At 61.1% G+C, this 21,943-nt stretch carries 23 protein-coding genes; 8 read left to right on the top strand and 15 right to left on the bottom strand.

Features of this window, described 5'->3' with window-relative positions:
* Positions 1-35 precede the first annotated feature (35 nt).
* Genes truA through def form a run of 3 tightly spaced genes read right to left on the bottom strand, consistent with a single transcriptional unit; the run spans position 36 to position 2,410 of the window.
* Positions 36-839, bottom strand: coding sequence for a tRNA pseudouridine(38-40) synthase TruA (truA, locus tag HNR55_RS02820; RefSeq protein ID WP_166110980.1), 804 nt, complete (start codon positions 837-839; stop codon positions 36-38).
* Positions 836-1,831 (bottom strand): methionyl-tRNA formyltransferase, encoded by a 996-nt coding sequence (gene fmt / locus HNR55_RS02815; protein WP_166110977.1) that lies wholly within the window; start codon positions 1,829-1,831, stop codon positions 836-838. Before fmt ends, truA begins: the two co-directional genes overlap by 4 nt.
* An 18-nt stretch (positions 1,832-1,849) precedes the next feature.
* Positions 1,850-2,410 (bottom strand): peptide deformylase, encoded by a 561-nt coding sequence (gene def / locus HNR55_RS02810; RefSeq protein ID WP_166110975.1) that lies wholly within the window; start codon positions 2,408-2,410, stop codon positions 1,850-1,852.
* A 249-nt stretch (positions 2,411-2,659) separates the two neighbouring features.
* Between def and HNR55_RS02805 the strand changes: the two genes are divergently transcribed.
* Positions 2,660-3,160, top strand: coding sequence for an Hsp20 family protein (locus HNR55_RS02805; RefSeq protein ID WP_095349089.1), 501 nt, complete (start codon positions 2,660-2,662; stop codon positions 3,158-3,160).
* Between the two features lie 19 nt (positions 3,161-3,179).
* Positions 3,180-3,446 carry a hypothetical protein gene (locus tag HNR55_RS02800; RefSeq protein ID WP_086645376.1) on the top strand — a complete coding sequence of 89 codons (267 nt, stop codon included), beginning with the start codon at positions 3,180-3,182 and terminating at the stop codon, positions 3,444-3,446.
* 74 nt (positions 3,447-3,520) lie between these two features.
* Here the strand turns inward: HNR55_RS02800 and hpf are convergent, their stop codons facing one another.
* A complete protein-coding gene (hpf, locus tag HNR55_RS02795; RefSeq protein ID WP_166110972.1) occupies positions 3,521-4,135 on the bottom strand; it encodes a ribosome hibernation-promoting factor, HPF/YfiA family in 615 nt (204 codons plus the stop codon).
* A gap of 322 nt (positions 4,136-4,457) precedes the next feature.
* Here hpf and HNR55_RS02790 point away from each other — a divergent pair, with 322 nt between their 5' ends.
* Complete coding sequence (locus tag HNR55_RS02790; protein ID WP_166110969.1) at positions 4,458-4,751, top strand: hypothetical protein; 294 nt, start codon at positions 4,458-4,460, stop codon at positions 4,749-4,751.
* A gap of 23 nt (positions 4,752-4,774) precedes the next feature.
* Positions 4,775-5,629 carry an MOSC domain-containing protein gene (locus HNR55_RS02785; RefSeq protein ID WP_166110966.1) on the top strand — a complete coding sequence of 285 codons (855 nt, stop codon included), beginning with the start codon at positions 4,775-4,777 and terminating at the stop codon, positions 5,627-5,629.
* 69 nt (positions 5,630-5,698) lie between these two features.
* On the opposite strand, the gene lptB is transcribed toward HNR55_RS02785, so the two are convergent.
* From lptB to HNR55_RS02760, 5 genes are all read right to left on the bottom strand, one after another.
* Positions 5,699-6,520, bottom strand: coding sequence for an LPS export ABC transporter ATP-binding protein (gene lptB / locus HNR55_RS02780; RefSeq protein WP_166110962.1), 822 nt, complete (start codon positions 6,518-6,520; stop codon positions 5,699-5,701).
* Between the two features lie 2 nt (positions 6,521-6,522).
* Complete coding sequence (locus HNR55_RS02775; protein ID WP_242005422.1) at positions 6,523-7,518, bottom strand: LptA/OstA family protein; 996 nt, start codon at positions 7,516-7,518, stop codon at positions 6,523-6,525.
* A 93-nt stretch (positions 7,519-7,611) separates the two neighbouring features.
* The gene (gene lptC / locus HNR55_RS02770; protein WP_166110956.1) at positions 7,612-8,349 is read right to left on the bottom strand and encodes an LPS export ABC transporter periplasmic protein LptC; all 738 of its coding nucleotides are present in this window, start codon (positions 8,347-8,349) and stop codon (positions 7,612-7,614) included.
* Positions 8,346-9,350: a KpsF/GutQ family sugar-phosphate isomerase gene (locus HNR55_RS02765; RefSeq protein ID WP_166110953.1), complete on the bottom strand. Its 1,005-nt coding sequence runs from the start codon at positions 9,348-9,350 to the stop codon at positions 8,346-8,348. The genes lptC and HNR55_RS02765 overlap by 4 nt, the downstream gene beginning before the upstream one ends.
* A gap of 48 nt (positions 9,351-9,398) precedes the next feature.
* Positions 9,399-10,058 (bottom strand): ribonuclease D, encoded by a 660-nt coding sequence (locus tag HNR55_RS02760; RefSeq protein ID WP_242005388.1) that lies wholly within the window; start codon positions 10,056-10,058, stop codon positions 9,399-9,401.
* Positions 10,059-10,261: 203 nt separating this feature from the next.
* Here HNR55_RS02760 and rlmB point away from each other — a divergent pair, with 203 nt between their 5' ends.
* Positions 10,262-11,080, top strand: a complete 819-nt coding sequence (gene rlmB / locus HNR55_RS02755) for a 23S rRNA (guanosine(2251)-2'-O)-methyltransferase RlmB (RefSeq protein ID WP_095349081.1) — start codon at positions 10,262-10,264, stop codon at positions 11,078-11,080.
* On the opposite strand, the gene HNR55_RS02750 is transcribed toward rlmB, so the two are convergent.
* Both HNR55_RS02750 and HNR55_RS02745 read right to left on the bottom strand, forming a co-directional pair.
* Positions 11,044-12,390: a purine-cytosine permease family protein gene (locus HNR55_RS02750; RefSeq protein ID WP_166110951.1), complete on the bottom strand. Its 1,347-nt coding sequence runs from the start codon at positions 12,388-12,390 to the stop codon at positions 11,044-11,046. The genes rlmB and HNR55_RS02750 overlap by 37 nt on opposite strands.
* A gap of 43 nt (positions 12,391-12,433) precedes the next feature.
* A complete protein-coding gene (locus tag HNR55_RS02745) occupies positions 12,434-13,252 on the bottom strand; it encodes an SDR family NAD(P)-dependent oxidoreductase (RefSeq protein ID WP_166110948.1) in 819 nt (272 codons plus the stop codon).
* A gap of 110 nt (positions 13,253-13,362) precedes the next feature.
* Between HNR55_RS02745 and gmk the strand changes: the two genes are divergently transcribed.
* Positions 13,363-14,013 carry a guanylate kinase gene (gene gmk, locus HNR55_RS02740; protein WP_166111289.1) on the top strand — a complete coding sequence of 217 codons (651 nt, stop codon included), beginning with the start codon at positions 13,363-13,365 and terminating at the stop codon, positions 14,011-14,013.
* Between the two features lie 62 nt (positions 14,014-14,075).
* Positions 14,076-15,572: a replicative DNA helicase gene (locus tag HNR55_RS02735; RefSeq protein WP_086645231.1), complete on the top strand. Its 1,497-nt coding sequence runs from the start codon at positions 14,076-14,078 to the stop codon at positions 15,570-15,572.
* A 142-nt stretch (positions 15,573-15,714) separates the two neighbouring features.
* On the opposite strand, the gene HNR55_RS02730 is transcribed toward HNR55_RS02735, so the two are convergent.
* The 4 genes from HNR55_RS02730 to HNR55_RS02715 form a co-directional block, all read right to left on the bottom strand.
* Entirely contained in the window at positions 15,715-18,138 is a 2,424-nt protein-coding gene (locus HNR55_RS02730; protein WP_373318128.1) for a DUF3772 domain-containing protein, read from the bottom strand.
* Positions 18,139-18,487: 349 nt separating this feature from the next.
* On the bottom strand, positions 18,488-18,631 hold the full coding sequence (locus HNR55_RS02725) for a hypothetical protein (RefSeq protein WP_166110940.1): 144 nt from the start codon (positions 18,629-18,631) through the stop codon (positions 18,488-18,490).
* 88 nt (positions 18,632-18,719) lie between these two features.
* Positions 18,720-19,508 carry an ABC transporter ATP-binding protein gene (locus HNR55_RS02720; RefSeq protein ID WP_184382550.1) on the bottom strand — a complete coding sequence of 263 codons (789 nt, stop codon included), beginning with the start codon at positions 19,506-19,508 and terminating at the stop codon, positions 18,720-18,722.
* A gap of 11 nt (positions 19,509-19,519) precedes the next feature.
* A complete protein-coding gene (locus HNR55_RS02715) occupies positions 19,520-20,305 on the bottom strand; it encodes an MlaE family ABC transporter permease (RefSeq protein ID WP_166110937.1) in 786 nt (261 codons plus the stop codon).
* 224 nt (positions 20,306-20,529) lie between these two features.
* Here HNR55_RS02715 and radA point away from each other — a divergent pair, with 224 nt between their 5' ends.
* Positions 20,530-21,921: a DNA repair protein RadA gene (gene radA / locus HNR55_RS02710; RefSeq protein ID WP_166110934.1), complete on the top strand. Its 1,392-nt coding sequence runs from the start codon at positions 20,530-20,532 to the stop codon at positions 21,919-21,921.
* Positions 21,922-21,943 lie beyond the last annotated feature (22 nt).

The following is a 21,943-nucleotide window of genomic DNA, read 5'->3' as shown; positions in this document are numbered from 1 at the left end:
CCTTAAGGCTGGATGTGAGCCGCCGGTAAGGTGGCTTATGTGCGGTTTTGTGGGGTCGGGCTGGCAAATGGGTCTGGCTCATAGCCAACACCATTTAAATATAAGCCGTCTGGCGGGGCTGTGGGGCCAGCGGCGCTCCGGTCGCGCGCAGCCAGAGCCAGAGCCACCCGTTCGGGCTCCCATGCGCCGGTTCCCACCTTTTTGAGTGTCCCGACCATGTTGCGGACCTGATGGTGCAAAAATGACCGGGCCTTGGCAAACACCACCACTTCATCCCCCTCACGCGTAATGTCCAGCTGGTCCAGCGTGCGGACAGGGCTGTTGGCCTGACAGGCCACGGCGCGGAAGGATGTAAAATCGTGCAGGCCCAGCAGCATGTTGGCGGCCTGCTGCATGCGGTGCACATCCAGCGGGGATTTAACGTGCCAGACATGGCCTTCGGCCAGTGCAGGGCGTGTGCGCCGGTTGAGAATGCGGTAGCGGTAAGAGCGCCATGTGGCAGAAAACCGGGCGCTCCAGTCCAGACTGACCGGGGCCGCATCCAGCACAACCACGGCGTGGGGTTTAAGGTGGTAGCTTAACCCCTCCCGCACGGAATAGCTGGAAAAACTGGCATCTGCCGGGAAGTCCAGATGCGCGACCTGCGCAAGCGCATGCACGCCCGAATCCGTGCGCCCCGCTGTAATGCTGGGTACGGGCCTGCCACCGGCAAGGCGAAAAGCGGCTTCTTCCAGCAAGGCCTGAACAGACAGGCCTGAAGCCTGCCTTTGCCAGCCGACAAGTCCACGCCCGTCATATTCCAGTTGAACAGCCCAGCGCTGGATGGCGGGGGTGGTCATGGGGTGCTGTCAGGTGCAGGGGAGCCAAGGCATGTGCCTACAGGCAGGGGTTGCCCGCGCAGGAACGCATCGGCTTCCATCATGCCGCGACCGGGGCGTTGCAGCCGGGTCAGGCGGATGCAGCCTGTGGCACAGGCCACGGTTAGCTGGTCGTCCACAACCGTGCCGGGCTGCTGTGCAACCGGGTTGCGGGGCAGAGGTACGCCCCCCCCGATTTTGATAACGGTGCCATCTTCCAGCGTGGTGAAGGTGCCGGGCCAAGGCGTGAGGGCACGGATCTGGCGGTCGATGGTTGTGGCGTCCTGCGTCCAGTCAATACGACCGTCTTCGCGCGTCAGGCGGGGGGCGTAGGTCACGCCCGTATCTGGCTGTACCTGCCGTGCCGGGCGGTTTGCGGCTATGCGGGCCTGTATATCCGCCGTGTCGGATTCGGTCGGGGGGAAGTCCTGCAACACCCGCAGCACCATTTCTCCCCCCAGAGCGCTCAGAGCGTCGTGCAGGGTGGAAGCGGTTGTTTTATCTGTAATGGGAACGGCCTCACGCAGCAGCATGGGGCCTGTGTCCAGCCCGGCTTCCATCTGCATGATGGTCACACCACTTTGGGTATCTCCGGCCAGAATGGAACTCTGGATCGGGGATGCTCCCCGCCAGCGGGGCAGCAGGCTGGCATGGATGTTCAGGCAGCCCAGCCGGGGAGCGTCCAGCATGGTCTGGGGCAGGATCAGCCCGTACGCAGCAACAATGGCGGCATCGGCCCCTAGTGCAGCAAACTCTTCCCATTCCTGCGGATTATTACGCAGCGAGAGCGGGTGGCGCACAGGCAGGCCAAGCTCCTGTGCGGCCTGCTGCACGGGGGATGCACGCAGCGCCTTGCCCCGCCCGGCCGGGCGGGGAGGCTGGGAATAGACGGCAGCAATGTCGTGCCCGGCGGCATGGAGTGCCTTTAGGGCGGGTACGGCAAAATCTGGCGTACCCATGAAAACAAGACGCATCGGGCGGGATTTTTCCACTTAGTTGCGCTTCAGGTCCTTGGCCAGACGGCGCAGGATCATGTTGCGGCGCAGGGCGGACAGGTGGTCCACAAACAGAACCCCCTCAAGGTGGTCAAGCTCGTGCTGGATGCAGGTGGCCAGCAGACCCTCCACATCACGTTCCTGTCTGTCGCCATGAATGGTCTGCCAGCGCACACGCACTTTTTCGGGGCGGACCACTTCGGCGTACTGGCTGGGGAGGGAAAGGCAGCCTTCCTCCCGTGTGGCCATCTCTTCCGTTTCGGCCACAATTTCCGGATTGATCAGGATCATGGGCTCGCGGTTTTCTTTTTCGCCCAGATCAATCAGAACAAACCGCTGGCTCAGGCCAACCTGCGGGGCGGCCAGTCCAATACCGGGGGCCTGATACATGGCCGCAAACATGCCGGGGAGAATCTTCTGGATTTCCGCCATGTCTTCGGGTTTGACCAGTCTGGCTTTCTGGCGCAGCACGGGGTGGGGCGGCGTCAGGATGGTCATGGGGGCCGCTTTATCCGAGGCAGCGGAAAATACGGCGTCTGTCAGGGCTGCGTTTGTCATACAGCCGGATTTAGCGTTCCGTTGTGGTGGATGCCAGCACAAAACGGCATGAAAAGCCTTTCTGATACAAAAAATCTGTAACTTTGCCGCCACAATATGGCGTGCAGACCACAGTGTGTGCCCATCAGGCCATAATGAAGCGGGACACAGGGTTGCGTGTGTCCGCTTCTATCCCATATCGTGGAGAGACCGGATGCCGTGGCGGGTCCGGTTTTATACGTCTCGCTCAGAAAGGAGGAGGCTTGTACGATGTCAGGCAGGCTTTTTGGCTCGCCCATGTTTTTGGGTTTTGATCATCTGGAACAGATGCTGGAGCGCGCCAGCAAGGGTTCGGGTGACGGGTATCCACCTTACAACATAGAGCAGATAGCCCCCAACGGCCTGCGTATTACCCTTGCGGTTGCCGGTTTTCGGATGGAAGATCTCCAGATCACGCAAGAAGACAACCAGCTTGTTATCCGTGGGCGTCAGGCGGAAGAGGGGGAGGAGCGTGTTTACCTGCATCGTGGTATTGCCTCCCGCCAGTTCCAGAAGGCGTTTGTGCTGGCCGAGGGCATAGAAATCGGCGGTGCATGGCTGGATAACGGACTGCTGCACATTGACCTGTTCCGCCCTCAGCCCGAGGTCAGGGTCAAGCAGATCGAAATTATGCAGGGTGGGCAAAAAGGGCAGGTTGGTGCGAGCACTGGCGTTAAGCCCCGGCCCACGCCGCGTATGCTGCATCCGGTTATGGATGTGGATGGTAGTTGAAACCCGAAAGGAGGACGCAATGAAAAGCAGCATGCAGGGTGGTTACATGCCAGCTGGCCTGCCGCAGGCCGAACGTGTGGCGGATGTGCGGCAACTTTCGGATATGCAGTTCCGCTCCCTTGGGCTGAGCAAGGTCGCCTATACGCGCCCGGCCACTCTGGAGGACGGCGAGGAAGGCTGCGCCATTTACGCAGCCGACGGGTCGCTGCTGGCCGTGGTGGATGACATGGAAACAGCATGGGGCGCCATTGTGCAGAATGACATGGTGCCAGCCTCTCTCCAGTAATCCGTGATGACGGGATTATAAAAAAAGGACCGGTTTGCGCCGGTCCTTTTTTGTTAGGGGCATGGCCCGCCAGTTCAGGCTGGCGGCGTATCCAGCGGGGCAGTGTCCAGCCAGCCGATGTTGCCATCGTCCCGGCGGTAAACAAGGCTGATATGGCGGCTGGCCGAATTGCGGAAAAGCAGGAAGTTCTGACCCGACAGGTCCAGCCGCATCACCGCCTCACCGACCGAGAGCACGGGAATATCCGCAGGCTGTTCGGCAATAATGGTGGCAAAGGTTTCCTCATCCGCTGTCAGGGGGGCGGAGGGGGGCGTGTCTGTTTCGAGTTCTTCTTCTATGGGTTGCAGAATATAGGAGCGTGCGCGTTCGGGCAGTTCCTGCCGGGTGGTGGAACGGGCGTGGGAGGTTACGCGCTTGTGGTAACGGCGCAGGCGCTTGGCAATGTGCTCGGCAGCGTCATCAAAGGCGGCATTGGCATCCGCGGCCTCGCCCTCTCCGCGCAGGACCAGACCGCGACCGGCCTTTACGTTGATGTCGCATGTAAAAAAGGAACGGGCTTTACCAAAGGTGACCTGCGCCTGTAGCCCGGTATCAAAATATCGCTCTGCAAGATTGCCCAGATGGGTGTTAACCCGATGTTTCAAGGCGTCGGAAAGATCAATCTGTTTACCGGAAACCTGAATATGCATAGGACATCGTTCCTTGCGACTGGCAGGACGGTCCATCCTCAAAGCAGCTTCGTGCGCGTTCAGGCGGCACTGCGGAGCAATGGACTGGCCTGTGTGGCATTGCAGACAGGGTCTGCAATGTTTCAACCTGTATTTGGGCATGGGTAAGGTGTTTATGTCCATGCCTTTGTTACAGATATAATGCAAAGCTTTGCCCGCTGGTTGCATGGCCGAGGCGTTGGATAAAAATATAAAGGCGCATGGCAGGCTTGTCGCCAGCCCCACCCTGTGGCTACACAGGATGTGCAGGCCTTACACGTTGTCATCCGGATATTTGCCCACCATGCTTTTACGTTCCGCTCCACCTGAGCACATGCCCAAAATGCCGCGTGGCTGGGGGTGGCAGATCAAGCTGGGGTGTCTTGCCGCCCTTGTGGCATTGTATGGCGGCTTTATGTGGCATGTCACACACCAGAAAATACGTCCGGTCATGGAGCGGGTGGATATTCCGGTAACCGTTGTGGCCACCCCCAGACAGGCAGCGCCGCCAGCACCCCCCATAACCATGCTTCCACCGCCCCCGCTGGCTGGGGTGGTTCCTCCGGTTCTGCCGGGGGGTGCGGCGCAGCATCCCTGAGTGCCTGAATCTGGAGATAGGGCGTGAGTGAACTATGCGTGACCAGCTTGCATATCTACCCGGTCAAGGGGTTGCATGGGCTTTCTCCCCCCATGGCCATGCTCAGTCCGTGGGGGCTGGATGGTGACCGCCGGTGGATGGTGGTGGACCCCGATGGCAGGTTTATAACCCAGCGCACCTGCCGCGCCATGGCGCTGGTGACACCTATCCCCACGGCGGAGGGGCTTACGCTCACCCGTGCCCGTATGCAGCCCTGCCCGGTGCGTTTTCCCGGCTCCGAAGCCCCCATGGCGGTGGTGACGGTCTGGAAGGATCAGGTACAGGCGCGCGATGCGGGCGATATGGTCGCGGCATGGCTGGAACAGGCGCTGGGGCAGCCGTGCCGTCTGGTGTGGATGCACCGGCCAGAGCTGGCGCGTATCCGCCAGCTTGGTGCGCAACCACGCCCTGTTTCGTTTGCGGATGGCTACCCGCTGCTGCTGGCCAACACCGCCTCGCTGGATGACCTGAATACACGCCTGCCTGCAGGGCAGGGCGTGCCTATGACCCGCTTCCGGGCCAATATTGTGCTGAGTGGCGCACAACCCTGGGCGGAGGATGGATGGCGGCGTTTATCCATTGGCGGGAGTGTTGTGGTGCGTGTGCTTGCCCCGTGCTCGCGCTGTGTGGTCACATCCATCGACCAGAATACGGCGCAGGTGCCCAACCCCAAGGAACCACTGGCCACACTGGCCAGTTTCCGGCGTGCGCAGGGTGGGGTGATGTTTGCGCAGAATGCAGAGGTGGAAAAAGGTGGGCTGATCAGCGTGGGGGATAAGGCCCAGGTGCTGGAGGAAGGCCCTTCCAACCTGCTGGATACGCAGGGTATGCTGGCCTGAACAGCGCCGGAGGTGTGGGCATCAGTCCCTGTGCCCTCCGGTTCCGCCATGCCTGCTGCGGGTGCTGGGCTAGAGCGAGAAGCTGTCGCCCAGATAAACGCGCCGGACGTCTTCATGCGCGACAATTTCTTCCGGCACGCCCTGCATCAGAACCTGCCCGCTATGCATGATGTAGGCGCGGTCAATCACTTCGAGTGTTTCACGCACGTTGTGGTCGGTGATCAGCACCCCGATCCCGCGGTCCTTGAGGTGGGAAACCAGATCACGGATTTCGCCCACGGCAATGGGGTCAATCCCGGCCAGAGGTTCGTCAAGCAGGATGTAGTGTGGCTGGCTGGCCAGAGCGCGTGCAATTTCCAGCCGTCTGCGTTCCCCACCGGACAGGGCGAGGGAGGGGGAGTGGCGCAGGCGGGTAATGCCAAATTCGTTGAGCAGTCCATCCAGCATGACCTGCCGCTGGTCGGGGTCGGGTTCAACCACCTCCAGTGCCGCCATAATGTTCTGCTCCACATTCAGGCCCCGAAAAATGCTGGCTTCCTGCGGCAGGTAACCAATGCCAAGGCGTGCGCGCCGGTACATGGGGAGTTGGGTAATGTCGGCCCCATCCAGCGTAATGGTGCCGGTATCGGGCTGGACCAGCCCCACAATCATGTAAAAACTGGTGGTTTTACCCGCGCCGTTAGGGCCAAGCAGACCAACGGCTTCCCCCCGATGGACTTCGAGCGAGACGTTTTTGACCACCTGACGTTTTTTGTAGCTTTTGCCTATGTTATGGGCGATCAGGCCGTGGCCTGACTTGTGGGGGGCGCTCAGGTCAATGGGTTCTGGGCCAATGCTTACAACTTCTTCGCGCACCGTTTCTTCGGACGTCCAGCTTACTTCCCGGTTCATTATTACTTCCTGTCCGATGAATCGCCATTATTGGGAACAATCAACCCGCTGACCCGGCCACCGGGCCGTTCCGTCATGGTGGCGATACCCGTGTGCATGTTGATAATGGCCGCAGCCCCCTGAATCTGGTTTGGCCCGCGTGTAATGTGCACGTTGCCAACAATGCGGGCTATGCCCGAATCCGGTACATACACGCCGCGATCGCCGGTTACGATTTCGGTCTGGGTGCGGACCCACACATGGCCGAAGGCATTGACCTTTTCCAGCTTGTTGGAGCCGGAGGCAAGGGGGTCACCCGAACTGCCGGTTTTGTTCTGGCCGGAAGTGTCCGTCCTGGGGGTGTCAACCAGAGAACTGTACCCTACAAGCACATCGGCCCGGATCTGCCTGTGATCATCCGTAGTGACGGTGGCGTCTCCCCGACCAATGGAAATATGCTGCTGTGAGTAGTATTCCATGGAATCCCGCGCGGTCAGCACATCCTGCGGGGTTGTCAGCCGGAGGTTTTTGCCGGTCATGACCAGCACGGCCTTGTCCATGTCATAGACCGCCTTATCCCCCCATGCCTGATCGGTATCGGTAAAGATATGGACGTGGCCTATGGCTTCCAGCCGGTAGATTTCGTTCGAGCCGGAGTCCTGATCATCAGCGGTCTTGCCTTCACCCGTCCTGGCGGTGGAGGCAGTGGCCGTGGTGCCCGGCGGCGTTGCCGTTGTGGTGGATGGAGCCGGGTCGGGGGTGGGGTGGTCCGGCTGGACGGCAGGCGGGGGAGCGGCCTGTTCGGTGGCCGTAGCACCTGCGGGCAGCTTTTTGCGGTAATAGGCAATCAGCTTGTCCGCCGTGACCGTGGCGTTGTTCCGTACGGCTTTGGCCTGATCATAGGCGACCACTTTTTTAAGGTTCTGGTCCCAGTCAAACCCGCCCAGAGCCGTTACCGCAATCTGCCCGCCATGTGACAGGTCAATCGCCTGCGCCAGTGCCGCACCATGCCAGAGCATGCTGCCTGTGGGCAGACTGGCCAGCAGGCAGCAGCAGCGCGCAAAGGAACGTATGGCGGAGGAAGGGGAGGGCGAGGCTTGTGTTGTCATGCTTCAGGATGCCTTTTTGCCAGTCCTGGCATCGTTCTGGCGGTCATCATTAAGGATCAGGCGGCCGGGGCCACGGAACTGGGCCAGACCATCATGCTGGCTGAGCAGGAAGCCACGCGCATCCAGCGAACCAAACGGACCTTCAGCCCGGACCCATGAGTCAGAGGTGATAATACCGGCCTTGATGTCAATATCGGCAAGGGGGGTGTGCATCATCAGACCATCATCGCGGTACAGGGTGACTTCTCCGGTCAGGTCAAGAATCTGTGCGTGCTGCATGTAAACGCCTTTTTCCGATCGGACCATAAGCCAGTCCCCGCCCTGTGTCAGAATGTCGGCCATGGGGTTGCTCAGGTCCAGCCTGTTGCTGGGGGCCTGATGCACCGTATCCGCCGTGATCGTGAACGGGCGGTCGTGTTCATCCACGCCACGGTAGGTGGCCCCGACAAGGTTGCCGCTTTCTATCTTGACCTTGCTTAACTCGCGCATGGTGGTCTGGTTGGCGCTTATCAGGTGCTCCACTTCAGGCCAGACGGCAATGGCGGATAAAAGCAGTAGAGCCGTGGCAGGCAGCAGCCATTTGGCCCAGCGCAGCAGGGTGCGCCTGCGCGCCAGTGTGGCGGCATCTGGCACCCTGCGCCGGATGGACGACGCCGCAAGGCGTTCGCGCTGCTGCTGTATATCCACGCCCGAGCGGGCGTAGTCCTCACGCTCGGGGCGTTTGCCGGGGGTGTCTGTCATCCAACGCCTGCCCGGACCAGATCATGCAGGTGCACAACCCCAATGGGCTGGCCTGCGGGGTTAAGAACAAAAAGGGCGGTAACGGGCCGCTCACGTGCATTCATGACCTGCAACGCCTCGGAGGCAAGCACATCCGGGTTTATGGTGAGCGGGCGTGGGTTCATAATGTTTTGTGCCAGTGTGGTTGTAAGGTCATGGTCCAGCGCGCGACGCAGGTCACCATCCGTGATCAGCCCCGCCAGTTCCCCATTCTGCCCCACAATGCCAACGCAGCCTAGCGCCTTGTGTGTCATTTCCATAATGACATCCCGCATGGGCGTGTCAGGCGCGGTCAGGGGCATGGCGTTGCCTGTGTGCATGACCTCGCGCACCGTGCGCAGGCGTGCGCCCAGCCTGCCACCGGGGTGGAACGCTCCAAATTCTGTTGCGGTAAAGCCCCGCTGCCGCAGCAGGGCCACGGCCAGTGCATCACCAAAGGCAAGCTGCATGAGCGTGCTGGTGGTGGGGGCCAGCCCCATGGGGCAGGCTTCTGGCATGGCGGGCAGGGTCAGGGCCAGTGTGGCTGTTGTGGCCAGAGTGGAGGTGGCCTTGCTGGTTACGGCCAGCAAAGGCTGGCCGGTGCGCAGGGCATGGGCGGCAATATCGGCCAGTTCCGTGGTTTCCCCCGAATTGGAAAAAGCCAGAATGGCATCTGCGGGCAACACCATGCCCAGATCCCCGTGCGAGGCTTCGGCGGGGTGCACATAAAACGAAGGCGTGCCCGTGGAGGCCAGTGTTGCCTGTATCTTGCGCGCAACATGGCCGGACTTGCCAATGCCCGTAACCGCCACCCGGCCGGTAATGCCCAGCAGAACAGCCACAGCCTGAGCAAATGCCCCCCCAAGGCCGGAGGGGTCTTCCAGCGCAAGGGCCAGTGCGTTCAGCCCGGCCAGTTCCATGCGCACGGTGGCTGCGGCGTCCATGTCGGGGGTGGGGGGCGGGGTGTGGGCTGGGGGTGTCATGGGTGTCAGGTCGGTCCGGTGGCAAAGGGGTGCCAGATACGCCGTTGCTCAGGCGCGGTGAGAGAAAATATCCGGGTCTTCGTAACCCATCATGTCCAGCCGTGCGCGCGTGGGCAGAAAATCATAGCATGCCTGCGCCAGATCGCGCCTGTTTTCACGCTCCAGCAGGGCGTCCAGCTTGTGCCACAGCGCGTGCAGGTACAGCACGTCCGAGGCGGCATAGGCCAGTTGCTCGGGTTTGAGTTCTGGCGCGCCCCAGTCCGAACTTTGCTGCTGTTTGCTCAGGTCCACGCCCAGCAGGTCCCGGCACAGGGCGGCCAGCCCGTGGCGGTCCGTAAAGGTGCGGACCAGCCGGGCCGCAATTTTGGTGCATACAACGGGGCTGACCGTAATACCCAGCGCATGTTGCAGAATGCGTACATCAAACCGTGCAAAATGCATGATTTTGGTCAGCGTGGGGTCTGCCAGAACGCGCTTGAGGTTGGGGCAGTCATACCCGGTTCCACCAAGGGAGGGCGGCATAAGCTGGACCAGATGGGCCGTGCCATCTCCACTGGAAAGCTGGACAAGGCAGAGCCGGTCCCGGTACGGGTTCAGGCCCATTGTCTCCGTATCCACGGCAATGGAGCCGGTAAAGCGCAGGCCATCGGGCAGGTCATTTTTATACAGGGTAATGGCGCCCGCACATGGGCCCTGAGCTGCGGACATGGGGCGCTCCCGTTCTGCTGTTGTGTCTAGGCTGCTTTGCATCAGACGGATTACAGCCGCAGGGGGGGAATGTCCATTCCCTGCTACGCCCATGCCCTGCGACAGACTAAAGATAATCCCCGCGCTGTTGCAGGGATAGGCGGAGACCCCGCTCATGCGCTAGGGGAGAGGCAGAGTGACTCCAACCTGGAACCGTATTGTCCATGCAGAACCCCCGCAAAGCCGCACGCCCCGCACGCCGCTCCCGTTCATCCGCCCATGGTGGCGGTGGGCGCGATGGTACGGCTCCGGCGGGCAAATGCTGGCTGTTTGGCACACATGCCGTGGCGGCGGCTCTGGCCAACCCGCGCAGGGTGTACGAGCGCCTGCTGGTGACCGAGGCCGAACACCCGGTGCTCGAAGAAGCCGCCCGTGCCGGTGGGCGGGGCTTGCAGGTCAACCCCGAACTGGTGCAGCGCGCGCGGCTGGACGACCTGCTGGGGCCGGAGGCGGTGCATCAGGGTGTGGCCATGCTGGCGCAGATTCTGCCTTCGCTCTCGCTGGAGGAGGCGCTGGAACGCCCCGGCCCCGTGCTGGTGCTTGATCAGGTCACAGACCCGCGCAATGTTGGCGCCATACTGCGCTCTGCCGCAGCCTTTGGGGCGGCCTGCATTGTGGTGCAGGACCGCAATGCCCCGGAAGAAACCGCCGTGCTGGCCAAGGCCGCATCCGGCGCGCTGGAAACCGTGCCTTTTGTGCGCGAGGTCAACCTCTCCCGCGCAATAGAAATGCTGCAAAAGGCGGGCTGCTGGACAGTGGGGCTGGATGCTGGCGGCACAATTCTGAACGGTGCCGGGTTTGACGGGCGACGCGTAGCCCTTGTGCTGGGGGCCGAAGGGCGTGGCCTGCGCCGCCTGACGCGTGAGAGCTGTGATGAAATTGCCGGGCTGTACATGCCCGGTGAGATGGAAAGCCTGAATGTGTCCGTTGCGGCTGCACTCGGGCTTTACGAACTGGTGCGTCGCGGCATGCCTGCCGCGTAACAGCCAGCAGCAACAAAAAACCCGACATAATACCCAATATCGGCCCCACCCAGCCAGCGGGCAATGGGGCCGGTGTACAGGCTGCTGGTGGAAAACAGGCCAACGGTCAGGGCGGTGGTTATGGCAAATATGCTGGCACCCCGTGTCCATCCGCTTGGCGTGGGCCGTGGGGCGTGGTCTGTGCAGTACCAGTCCGCCAGCACAATGCCTATCCACGGGGCAATCCAGTACAGGGTGACCATCAGGTAGTCAGTGTAGAGCGTTGTGTATCGCCCCGCACCGGCTACGGCCAGCACGTAGCCCAGTGTGGCTGTCAGTATGGCTGCGGCAACGCGGGGTACATGCACCCCGGCGGAAATAAGGCTGTAACTTGCCGTGTTGTCATTGAATGAATTGCCGGTAATGGAAGACAGCGCAATGGCAGCCAGCGCAAACGTGCCCAGTGGGCCCAGAGTATGCAGGAGCGATGCAATAACCGCTGTGGGGGAAGCATCTGCCACACTACCGGCTGAGATCAGGCCCAGAATCTGGAATGGAATGGCCGAAGCCAGCAACCCGGCCAGCGCAAGCAGCACCACTTTTTTGGGATTGGCGCTGGCAGGCAGGTAGCGCGTATAATCTGAAGAATAAGACGCCCATGACAGGTTAAAGCTGACCAGAACCCCCACAGCCAGCAAGAATGTGCTCACGCTGACGGGGTGATGACTGCCAAGTGGCGCCTGCCCGCGCAGGGCAAACACAATGCCAATAAACGCAAAGGCCAGCAGCAGGAACGCGCCAAGATATTTCTGCAAGGTCTGCACCACATGATGGCCGTAAATGGAGGCCAGCATCTGCACCCCGGCCAGCACGCCAAGGGCCGCCCAGAACGGGGCGTGTATGCCGCCAGCCAGAAGCAGTGCAATCAGGGCGGTTGCTGCGGGGACGTTGTTCACCGCGTCCCACCCCACGCAGTAAATCCAGTTCAGGAACGCAGGCAGGCGCAGGCCCATCTGCCCCAGCGCACGGCGGGATGCCTCCATTTGCGTCAGCCCGGTTACAGGGCCAATGGCAGCGGCCAGTGCCACGGGGAGTGCGCCAATCAGGTTGCCCAGTATTACGGCGGCAACGCCTGTTTTAAAATCCAGCCCCATGCTGACCAGCAGCGCCCCCGTAACCCAGCCGCCCAGACCCAGATTGGGGGCAAAATGGCTCCAGAACACGCGGTCCATTCGCATGGTTTTCAGGTGTTCGGGCACAGGTTCGCGCACGGCGGTGGCGGACATGTCCTCCATTACGGCATGTGCGCGCCGGGGGGTGTCCTGCGTCATGTCTGAGGTTTTTTCTGCATTGGGCCGGGGGGTGGGGCTGGGGTCAACTCAGGTCGGGCTCGGGCATGCTGCCGGGGGCTCCGGCAGGCTGGTTGTTATAGTAGGCTTCTGCCAGCGAGATAGGTAACAGGTCCATAAGGCGTGAGCCCGCCGCCAGCCAGAGTGGGAAGGTAATACGCCGCTCATTGCGGGCAAGCCCGCGCAGAATGCGGCGGCTTGCGCTGTTAACATCGGTCAGGCCGGGCATGGAGAACGTGTTGTGCGCCACCATGGGCGTGTCCAGAAAACCGCAGACAACCGAACTGAGCAGAATACCCGCCTTTTTGGCGTTGCCCCCGGTTGCGACCATAAACCGGTCCACCGCCGCCTTGGCCGCACTGTAAGAGGGCGTGCCGGGGAAGGAGACAAGCCCGGCTACGGAGGAAATGGCGCAGATGCGCCCGCGCAGGCCATCCGCGGCGCGGGGCTGGCCCTGCATCAGCTCCAGTGCGGGGAGCACGGTATTGAGCACGCCGGTCAGGTCGGTTGCAAAAATCCGGCGGATCTGGGCCTGCGGTTCGGTGGCAGCGCTATCCGGGCCTGTGGGCCTGCGCGTGCCACCGGTAATGCCCGCACAGGCCAGAACCATGTCCACCCCACCTGTGCCATGCACCCATTGCGCCATGGCTGCGGTATCTGTGACATCGCATATATTCAGGTGGACGGCAGCGCCACGGCTTATGCAGTGTTGTGCCGTTTCTTCCAGCCGTGCGGTGTTGCGCCCTCCCAGCCAGAGCGTGCGGCCGGGCCGGGCCAGAGTCTGGGCCAGTGCGCGCCCCAGACCAGAGGATGCGCCGGTTATGAGAACAGTGTTGTGTTGCATGGCAAGGTCCGCCTTCCTTGTGGCATAGAGCGCGGTGGCGCAGCATGGCCGCTTCTGGCATGAAGAGGCAAGAGCGTAAGTTTGAACAGGCAGGGTGTGAAAAGAGCAGTATGGCGCACAATGGAACGGCTCATCCGGGTCAGGCAACGCGGCGGGGCGTATGCCTTGTTATTTCCGCTCCTTCGGGTGCTGGCAAGTCAACAATCGCCAATGCACTGCGTGCGTCGGACACAAAACTGAAGCATTCCGTGTCCGTGACCACGCGCCAGCCCCGACCGGGGGAAAAAGAGGGTGTGCATTACTATTTCCGGACCATGGAGCAGTTTGAGGCCATGGCGCAGGCGGGTGACCTGCTCGAATGGGCCATTGTGTTCGGCCGGGGCTACGGCACCCCCCGTGCTCCGGTGGAGCAGGCCCTTGCCGCAGGCCATGACATGGTGTTCGACATAGACTGGCAGGGACACCGGCAGATACGCGAGGCCCTGCCGGGGGATGTGATCGGTCTGTTTGTGCTTCCGCCCTCTCTGGAGGAACTGGAGCGCCGTCTCAAGGGGCGCGGTTCCGACCATCCGGACGAAATTGCCCGGCGTATGGCTGCCGCGCGGGATGAAATTTCGCACTGGCAGGAGTTTGATAATGTTATCATCAACACAGAGCTGGACCGGGCCGTGGCCGAGGCGCGCTCCGTGCTGGTGGCGGGCCGCCTGCTGACGCGCAGGCAGACCGGACTTGCCGATTTTGTGGCAACCTTTGGTGCCTGAAAGACCGACTTGCCCCGCGCCATATGCCAGACCCGCACCCGTAACAGGCCATGAATGTGAGCATGACAACACAGACCGACAAACCAAAGGAAGATGGCCTGCTGGGGCTGACCCTGCGCCAGCCTCCGGCCAATATCGAGGCCGAGCAGGCGCTGCTGGGCGCGTTGCTGACCAATAACCGGGCGTATGACCGGGTATCCGACTTTCTGGCCGGTGAGCATTTTGCCAACCGTGTAAACGGGCAGTTATATGCCGCCATTGCCCGCAGGATCGAAAACGGGCAACTGGCCGACCCCGTTACCATGCGCGCGGAGCTGGAAAACTCCGGCATGCTCGATAACGTGGGCGGCATGGCCTATCTGGCCAAACTGCTGACGTCCATGGTCGGGATTATCAACGCCGGGGATTACGGGCGCGCCATCCATGATGCGTGGATCCGCCGGCAGTTGATTGAGATTGGCGAAAATGTTGTTAACAGCGCTTTTGGGGCAACGGGGGACCTGTCCGGCCCTGACCAGATTGAGGCAGGGGAAGAAGCCCTGTTCAAGCTGGCGACCGAAAAAGGCAAGGAGGGCGATTTTGTCGCCTTCAACAAGGCGCTCACAGGCGCGATCAATGTGGCGGCCCTAGCCTTCCAGAGCGAAGGGCACGTCACGGGCCTGACATCCGGCCTGCGGGATCTGGATAAAAAGACCGGTGGGCTGCATCCGTCTGATCTGCTTATTCTGGCAGGGCGTCCGGCCATGGGCAAAACGGCGCTGGCGACCAAGATTGCCTTTTCCGCCGCGCGCTCCCTGATGGATGACGCGGAGGAAAAAGGAGGCAAACCCAATGGGTCTGTTGCCATTTTCTCACTCGAAATGTCGGCCGAGCAGCTTGCCACACGTATTTTGTCCGAACAGGCCGAGGTATCGGGCGAGCGTATCCGCCGGGGTGATATCGGGCAAAAGGAGTTTGACCGGTTTGTGCGGGTCAGCCACGAGTTGTCCCGCCTGCCACTGCTGATTGATGATACGCCTGCCATTTCGCTCTCGGCCATGCGTACACGCTGCCGCCGCCTCAAGCGCACGCAGGGGCTGAGCCTGATTGTGGTGGATTACCTCCAGCTTATGCGCCCCTCCGTTGGCACCCGCCCCGAAAGCCGCGTGCTCGAAATTTCCATGATCACGCAGGGCCTCAAGGCTATTGCCAAGGAACTGGAAGTGCCGGTTATTGCGCTGTCCCAGCTCTCCCGTCAGGTGGAAAGCCGCGAGGACAAACGGCCAATGCTGTCTGACTTGCGTGAATCCGGCTCCATCGAGCAGGACGCCGATGCGGTGATGTTCGTCTATCGTGACGAATATTACCTGCAACAGCGTATGCCCAAGGAAACAGCCTATGATTCCATGGACAAATACGCAGTGGCCATGGACGAATGGCAGCGCAAGATGGGGCTGGTCCATAACAAGGCCGAACTGATTCTGGAAAAACAGCGTCATGGGCCAACAGGCACCATCAACCTGTTTTTCGAAGGCGAATACACACGCTTTGCCGATCTGGACAATATTCACGAGCAGTAATGCCCGCCCCATCTGGCTGGCGTGACCTGTACGTAAAAAAGCCCGGCTCCCCTCATGAGGCCGGGCTTTTTGCTGTGGGGTGCTGGTTAAAAACCCGGTTCTGTAGCGGGTGCGCGCCACAGAGCCGGGTATGGGCTGGCGCTTAGGGTGCGCGCACGGTCTGGCGGAATGTGACGGGGATCTCGTTTTCCTGAAAAGCCTGCCAGATTGCAAACAGCGCGCTGCTGCGGGCGGTTTTTATTTCCACCCCGTCGCGTGCTTTGGCAGAGCCGGTCAGTACGGCCGAGCCGTCGGCAACCGATGTCATGCTTACGGTCGGGGGGCTGTCCGGGTCGGTATCGGCACAAGCGCTCAGGGTGGCAATAACCACGCTGCTGGCCTTGTTCAGGTCCGAGGCAAAGGGCAGGTCCAGTTCCACGGTAAACACGCCGGGCTTTTGTGCCCGTGTGGCGTTTTTGACCGCGGATGTAATGAACTGCGAGTTCGGGACAATCATGGTGGATTTGTCGTCCAGCCTTATGTCCGTGGAGCGTACGCTAATGCGCTCCACCTTGCCGGTAACCCCTGCAATGGTCACCACATCCCCAACAGACACAGGGCGTTCGGCCATAAGAATAATGCCCGATACAAAGTTCTGCACAATGGATTGCAGGCCAAAACCAATCCCCACCGACAGGGCGCTGACAACCCATGTCATGCTTTTGACCGTAACCCCAAGGGCTGCAAACATGGCCAGCCCGATCAGGATCCACGCCGCATATCCCAGTATGCTCAGGATGGAGGCCTGCGCGCCTATGTCCAGATTGGTGGCAGGGAAAAACCTTTGCTGGAACCACGATTTAACAATTTTGATGGCCTGGTACCCCACCAGAGGCAAGGCAATGCACAGCAGAATGGCATCGAGCGAGACGGAGGATGTATTGCTGTCTTCCGTGCCGTGGAACAGGGCGTAAAGCTGCTGCCATATCTGGGGTGGGTCAAAATTGGCGCCCGATGTGGCCACGGCATAAGCCACAGCCAGCAGCAGCACGTTGATCAGGCCGGGGATAAGAATACTGGCCTGATTGATCAGGCGTGGTGGCAGCCCCAGTTCCACCAGATGGCGGCCCAGCGGCGCGCGGGAGGCAAACAGTGCGCCCCCAATGGCGGTTGTGAGCATGGACAGCAGCAAGAGCGCGGTCATGCTCAGGGCCATGACGCTCACCCATGAGATCAGGGTGTAGGCGAGGGGAATATAACCCGAAAGTACTGCAATCCAGCAGATGATGGAAATGCCCATGGCCATGCTACGCAGAAACTGCGCGAGTGGCGGGGTCTGCTCCGTTATGCCCGGTTCGGCATCTTCCTCCTGATCCTGTGCGGCTGTCAGACGCAGCTTGCGTGGAATGGCAAACAGGAGCGGGCTGACCGCAAGGGTATAAAGCCCATTCATAAGCTGTACACTCAGCAGGGAAAGCCCGCTCTGCGTATCCACATACCGCAGGATGCCCCGCGCGATCATGGCAATGGCCAGCCATGCGGGGAACAGGCGCAGGCTGCGGGCCAGATCGTCCGACATGTTGAAAACACGCCATTCCGCCTTGCTGCTTAAAAAGCAGAACCCAAGCTCAAGTACCAATCCGCACAATGGGGCCTGTGTGGCGACCATGCTGGCAAGCTGGACCAGATCATCCCCCACGGCGGGGTTGTCAAACGCCAGCGTGTTCCAGAAAACCTGAAAGGAAATGCCACAGGCCAGCGCGCCTATTGCCCCGCACAGCACCGTTGCGGCAATGGGGCGCACGCGGCCTTTGGGCAAAAAACGGCTACAGAGCAGGCGTACGGGCCTACGTGCGTTCAGCCACCCCACCAGCAGCAGGATGGATGCGCACAGACCTGCCAGTGTTATAAAAACCCGTTTGCCAGTCAGGGCTGTTGCCAGCATGGCAAGGGTTTCGGCCCCAAGTGCGTTCAGCCTGCGGCCATCCTGTGGCGCAGTTTGCACGAACTGCGACCAGAAGTTGACACCAAGCGGGGAGGGCATCTGCTGCCACAGTGTGGCCTGCTGGATGGCGCTGTCATGCTGGCGCAGTTCATTCACGAGCTGCTGCGCCTCGACCTGATAAAGCCTGAGCCGGGTCATACGGGCGGAAATATCTTTTTGCCGTCGGTTCAGGCTTGCGCGCTGCTCGGTAATGGAGGCGGCTTCGGGCGGGTCATCCTTGGCGGGGGGCTTGCCCAGAATATCCACAAAGTTCTGGTAGATGTCCTGATACGGTTTGATCCGCGCCAGCAACCTGTCTGTCCGGGTGGAAACAGCCGTTGCACGCTGGAGTAGTGTGCTCAGGTCCAGCGCACTGTGCCCTGCCTGCTGTTCCGTGACGCCATTTGTGTAGATCGAGCGGATTTCCGCCCCGATTTCATCAAGCGTTTTGTCAGAAACAATATCCTGCGCGCCCATGATCAGCGGCGTGAGCGTACTGCCTGCCGCTACGGGCTGGTCGGTATTCTGCGCGCCCGCCGGAGCGGACAGGCCGGGCAGGGAAAAGAGGAAGAGCGAAAGTAAAACAACTACGCGGACAGGCATACGAAGCATCAGGCAACCTTGCGCCGTGGGGAGGAAACATGACGGCTTGGAACGATCAGGGCGGATAACAGGTTGCATGCCGCCATGGCGCAAAGCCGGAGCGCTTTATACCATGGTCGGATTAATGTGAGAAAAGTTTATCTTTTTTGAAAACAGTCCGGCAGCAAGCGCCATACTGTAAAGCGCACTGGCATTACCAGCCTGCCATTGCGCGACCTGCGCCTGATGGCAGGAAGGGCAGCCATGCCGTCTCGCCAGTCGCCACAGGTGCATGGTGCTTATACCTACACGGGCCCGGATAGGCCGCCCGGGCGGCCCTGTGTTGTTCCCGGTGGGTTGCCTGTGCGGGTTAGTTGTCGCTGCTGCTCAGGTGGTCGTGGTAGCCCAAGGGCTCCCACTGTGCGGGTTTGGTCAGTTGGCGCGGAGGGTGGTGGAACATTCCGCAGGCGGAAAGTCCAAGCGCGCATGCCAGCAACAGAACCGCACGTTTCATTATGTGTCTTTCTCCACAGAAGGATATGAATGTCTCTATCTCATTCCCGCCTGCCATGGGCAAGGTAATTAGAAGGCCGTTAAAATCGTTATCGTCTTAATTCCATCGTAATCGGGCCCTGACGGCGGCCGTGGGTAAACTGATCCACGTAATCGTTGCCGCTATCCATGAGCGATGCCGCAGCCCCCTGCCAGACCAGTTTGCCCTTGTAGAGCATGGCGGCTTCATCCCCGATCCGCTGGGCGGAGGCCATGTCATGCGTAATGGCAATGGCGGTGGAGCCGAGTTTTTTAACGCAATCCACAATCAGCCCGTCAATGACCGCGCCCATAATCGGGTCCAGCCCGGTTGTGGGTTCATCAAAAAACAGAATGTTGGGCTGGGCGGCAATGGCGCGCGCCAGCCCGACACGCTTTTGCATGCCGCCAGACAGTTCGGAAGGGAACAGGTCCCCCACGGAAGGGGCCAGCCCCACCTGTTCCAGAATGGCCCCGGCCTTGTCGCGCGCGTTGGCACGGGTCAGCTTGTTGAGGGCGAGCAGGCCAAAGGTCACGTTTTCCCACACGGGCAGACTGTCAAACAGTGCGCCGTTCTGGAACAGCATGCCAATTTCGCTACGGAGCTGGTCGCGTCGTCTGGCGGAGGCTGCAAGCACGTCCTCGCCATCAATTTCAATACTGCCCGAATCCGGGGTCATCAGGCCCAGAATGCAGCGGAGCAGAACGGACTTGCCAGAGCCTGAGCCGCCAATAATGACAAACGACGTTCCCTGCGGCACATCGAGCGAAATGCCATCGAGCACCTTTTTATCCCCGAAGGATTTGTGCAGGTCCCGAATACGGATTTTGGGGGGAGCACTGGTCATGCTCTGGTCCATGGCTGCGGCACTCATTGTGAGAAGAACAGGTCTGTAATCAGGTAGTCAAAGGCCAGCAGCAGAATGGACGCCACCACAACGGCCGATGTGGTGGCAGAGCCTACGCCCTCGGCCCCGCCCTTGCTGTTATAGCCATAATAGCAGCCCATGAGCGTGATCAGGAACCCGAACAGCCCGGCCTTAACCAGCCCCACCGTTACGTCCATGACCTTAACCGAGTTAAGTGTTGCCGTAATATAGGCTGTGGGGGAAAACCCGAGCTTGACCACGGCAACCGTAAAGCCACCAGCCACGCCCAGTACGTCCGCCACCAGAACCAGCAGGGGCAGGGCGATCATGCCCGCCAGCAGGCGTGGGGCGACCAGATACTTCATGGGGTTGGTGGAGAGTGTGCTCAGCGCATCAATCTGGTCGGTCACGCGCATGGTGCCGATCTGGGCGGCCATGGCGGCCCCCACGCGGCCAGCCACCATAAGGCCAGCCAGCACGGGCCCAAGTTCGCGGGTTACGGCCAGCACAACAATACCGGCTATGGCGCTCTGGGCGTGGTACTGTGCAAAACCCGTATAGGATTGCAGCGCAATAACCCCACCCGAGAACAGGGCGGTCAGGGCTACAACCGGCAGGGAGAAAAACCCGGTTTCCAGAAACGTGCGTACAAACACGCGCCCGTAGAACGGTGGCCGCAGAATGTGGGACAGCCCCGCCAGTGCAAAGAGCGCCAGAGCGCCCGCGCTGCGGACAAGCGAGAGTGTGGCGCGGCCTGTGCGGGCCACAAGATCAAGCACCATATCCATGGGTTCGGGCTGTCTGTTCCTGTTGGGTGTGGTCTGGGTCTGCTGTGGTGAGAGCCGTAACCCGTTCGGGCCGGGTTCGTCAAAGCATGGTTTTGTTTTGTCGGCCCGGAGGCGTTTGGCCCGTAATGGTGTGGGGTGGGGTTATGCCTGCTGCCGGGGGTTGAGTTTGTTCTTGTTTTATTCCATTTATAAGGCTCCAACAGGGCAGGAACAGAGGAGTCTTCGTGGCCAAAAAAACGTCCCGCCAGTATGTGTGCAGAGCGTGCGGCGCTGTTCATGCCAAGTGGGCAGGCCAGTGCGATGCCTGTCAGGAATGGAATACGCTGGAAGAAATGGCCGTGGAGCCTCTGGCCGCCTCCTCGGCCTCATCCCGCGCAGGCAAGGGGCGGCGTGTGCAGTTGCACGGGCTGGGGGGCAAGGTTGAACTGCCTCCGCGCACGGGCACGGGTATTGCGGAGCTGGATCGGGTGCTGGGCGGGGGGCTGGTTCCGGCCTCTGTGGTGCTGGTCGGGGGGGACCCGGGTATTGGCAAATCCACCCTGCTGTTGCAGGCGGCCAGCCGTCTGGCGGGTAAGGGGGAGCGGGTTCTCTACATTTCGGGGGAAGAGGCGGTGGACCAGATCCGCCTGCGCGCCATCCGTCTGGGGGTTGTGGAATCCAGTCTGGACCTGGCGGCCTCCATTAACGTTGCGGATATTGTGGCAACGCTGGAGGCCGAGCCGGACGTTAAGGTGGTGGTGATCGATTCCATCCAGACCATGTGGCTGGAAACGGTGGATAGCGCGCCCGGAACAGTCTCGCAGGTGCGGGCCTGCGCGTTTGAGCTGATCAGGGCTGCCAAGCGCCGGGGCTTCAGCCTTATTCTGGTCGGGCATGTGACCAAGGAGGGCGCACTGGCTGGCCCGCGTGTGCTGGAGCACATGGTGGATGCGGTCATGTATTTTGAAGGCGACCGGGGGCACCAGTTCCGTATTCTGCGCGCTGCCAAAAACCGTTACGGCGCGACAGATGAGATTGGCGTATTCGCCATGACAGACCGTGGGCTGGAAGAGGTCAGCAACCCTTCTGCCCTGTTTCTGGCCGAGCGGCGGGGCAATATTGCTGGTTCCGCCGTATTTGCGGGGCTGGAAGGGTCGCGCCCTGTGCTGCTGGAGGTGCAGGCGCTGCTCTCCCCCAAAGGGGGGGATGGCGCGCCTCGCCGTGCCGTGGTGGGGTGGGATAGCGGGCGTCTGGCCATGTTACTGGCGGTGCTGGAAACACGCTGCGGGCTCAAGCTGTCCGGCATGGATGTTTACCTTAACGTGGCAGGCGGGCTCAGGGTGGTTGAGCCTGCGGCGGATCTGGCTGTGGCGGCGGCTCTGGTTTCTGCTGCCAGTGGTGTGCCCACAAGCCCCGGTGCCGTGTATTTTGGAGAGGTCGGGCTGTCGGGGGAGGTCAGGCAGGTGCCGCAGGCGGATGCACGGCTCAAGGAGGCCGCCAAGCTGGGCTTTACACAGGCCGTTCTGCCACGCCGCATAGCACGGGGGAGCGCACGTTCCCGCCCGCCTGAAGGCATGAGTCTGCTTGAACTGGGCCATATTTCCGATCTGGTTGGCCCGGATGTGGAGGCGGAATAATTCCGTATGGCATTGCAAGTCG

The sequence above is a fragment of the Acetobacter lovaniensis genome (assembly GCF_014207635.1).
Lineage (GTDB): Bacteria > Pseudomonadota > Alphaproteobacteria > Acetobacterales > Acetobacteraceae > Acetobacter > Acetobacter lovaniensis.
Note: the sequence above shows the minus strand (reverse complement) of the source record. Positions and strands in the feature narration are given on the sequence as shown.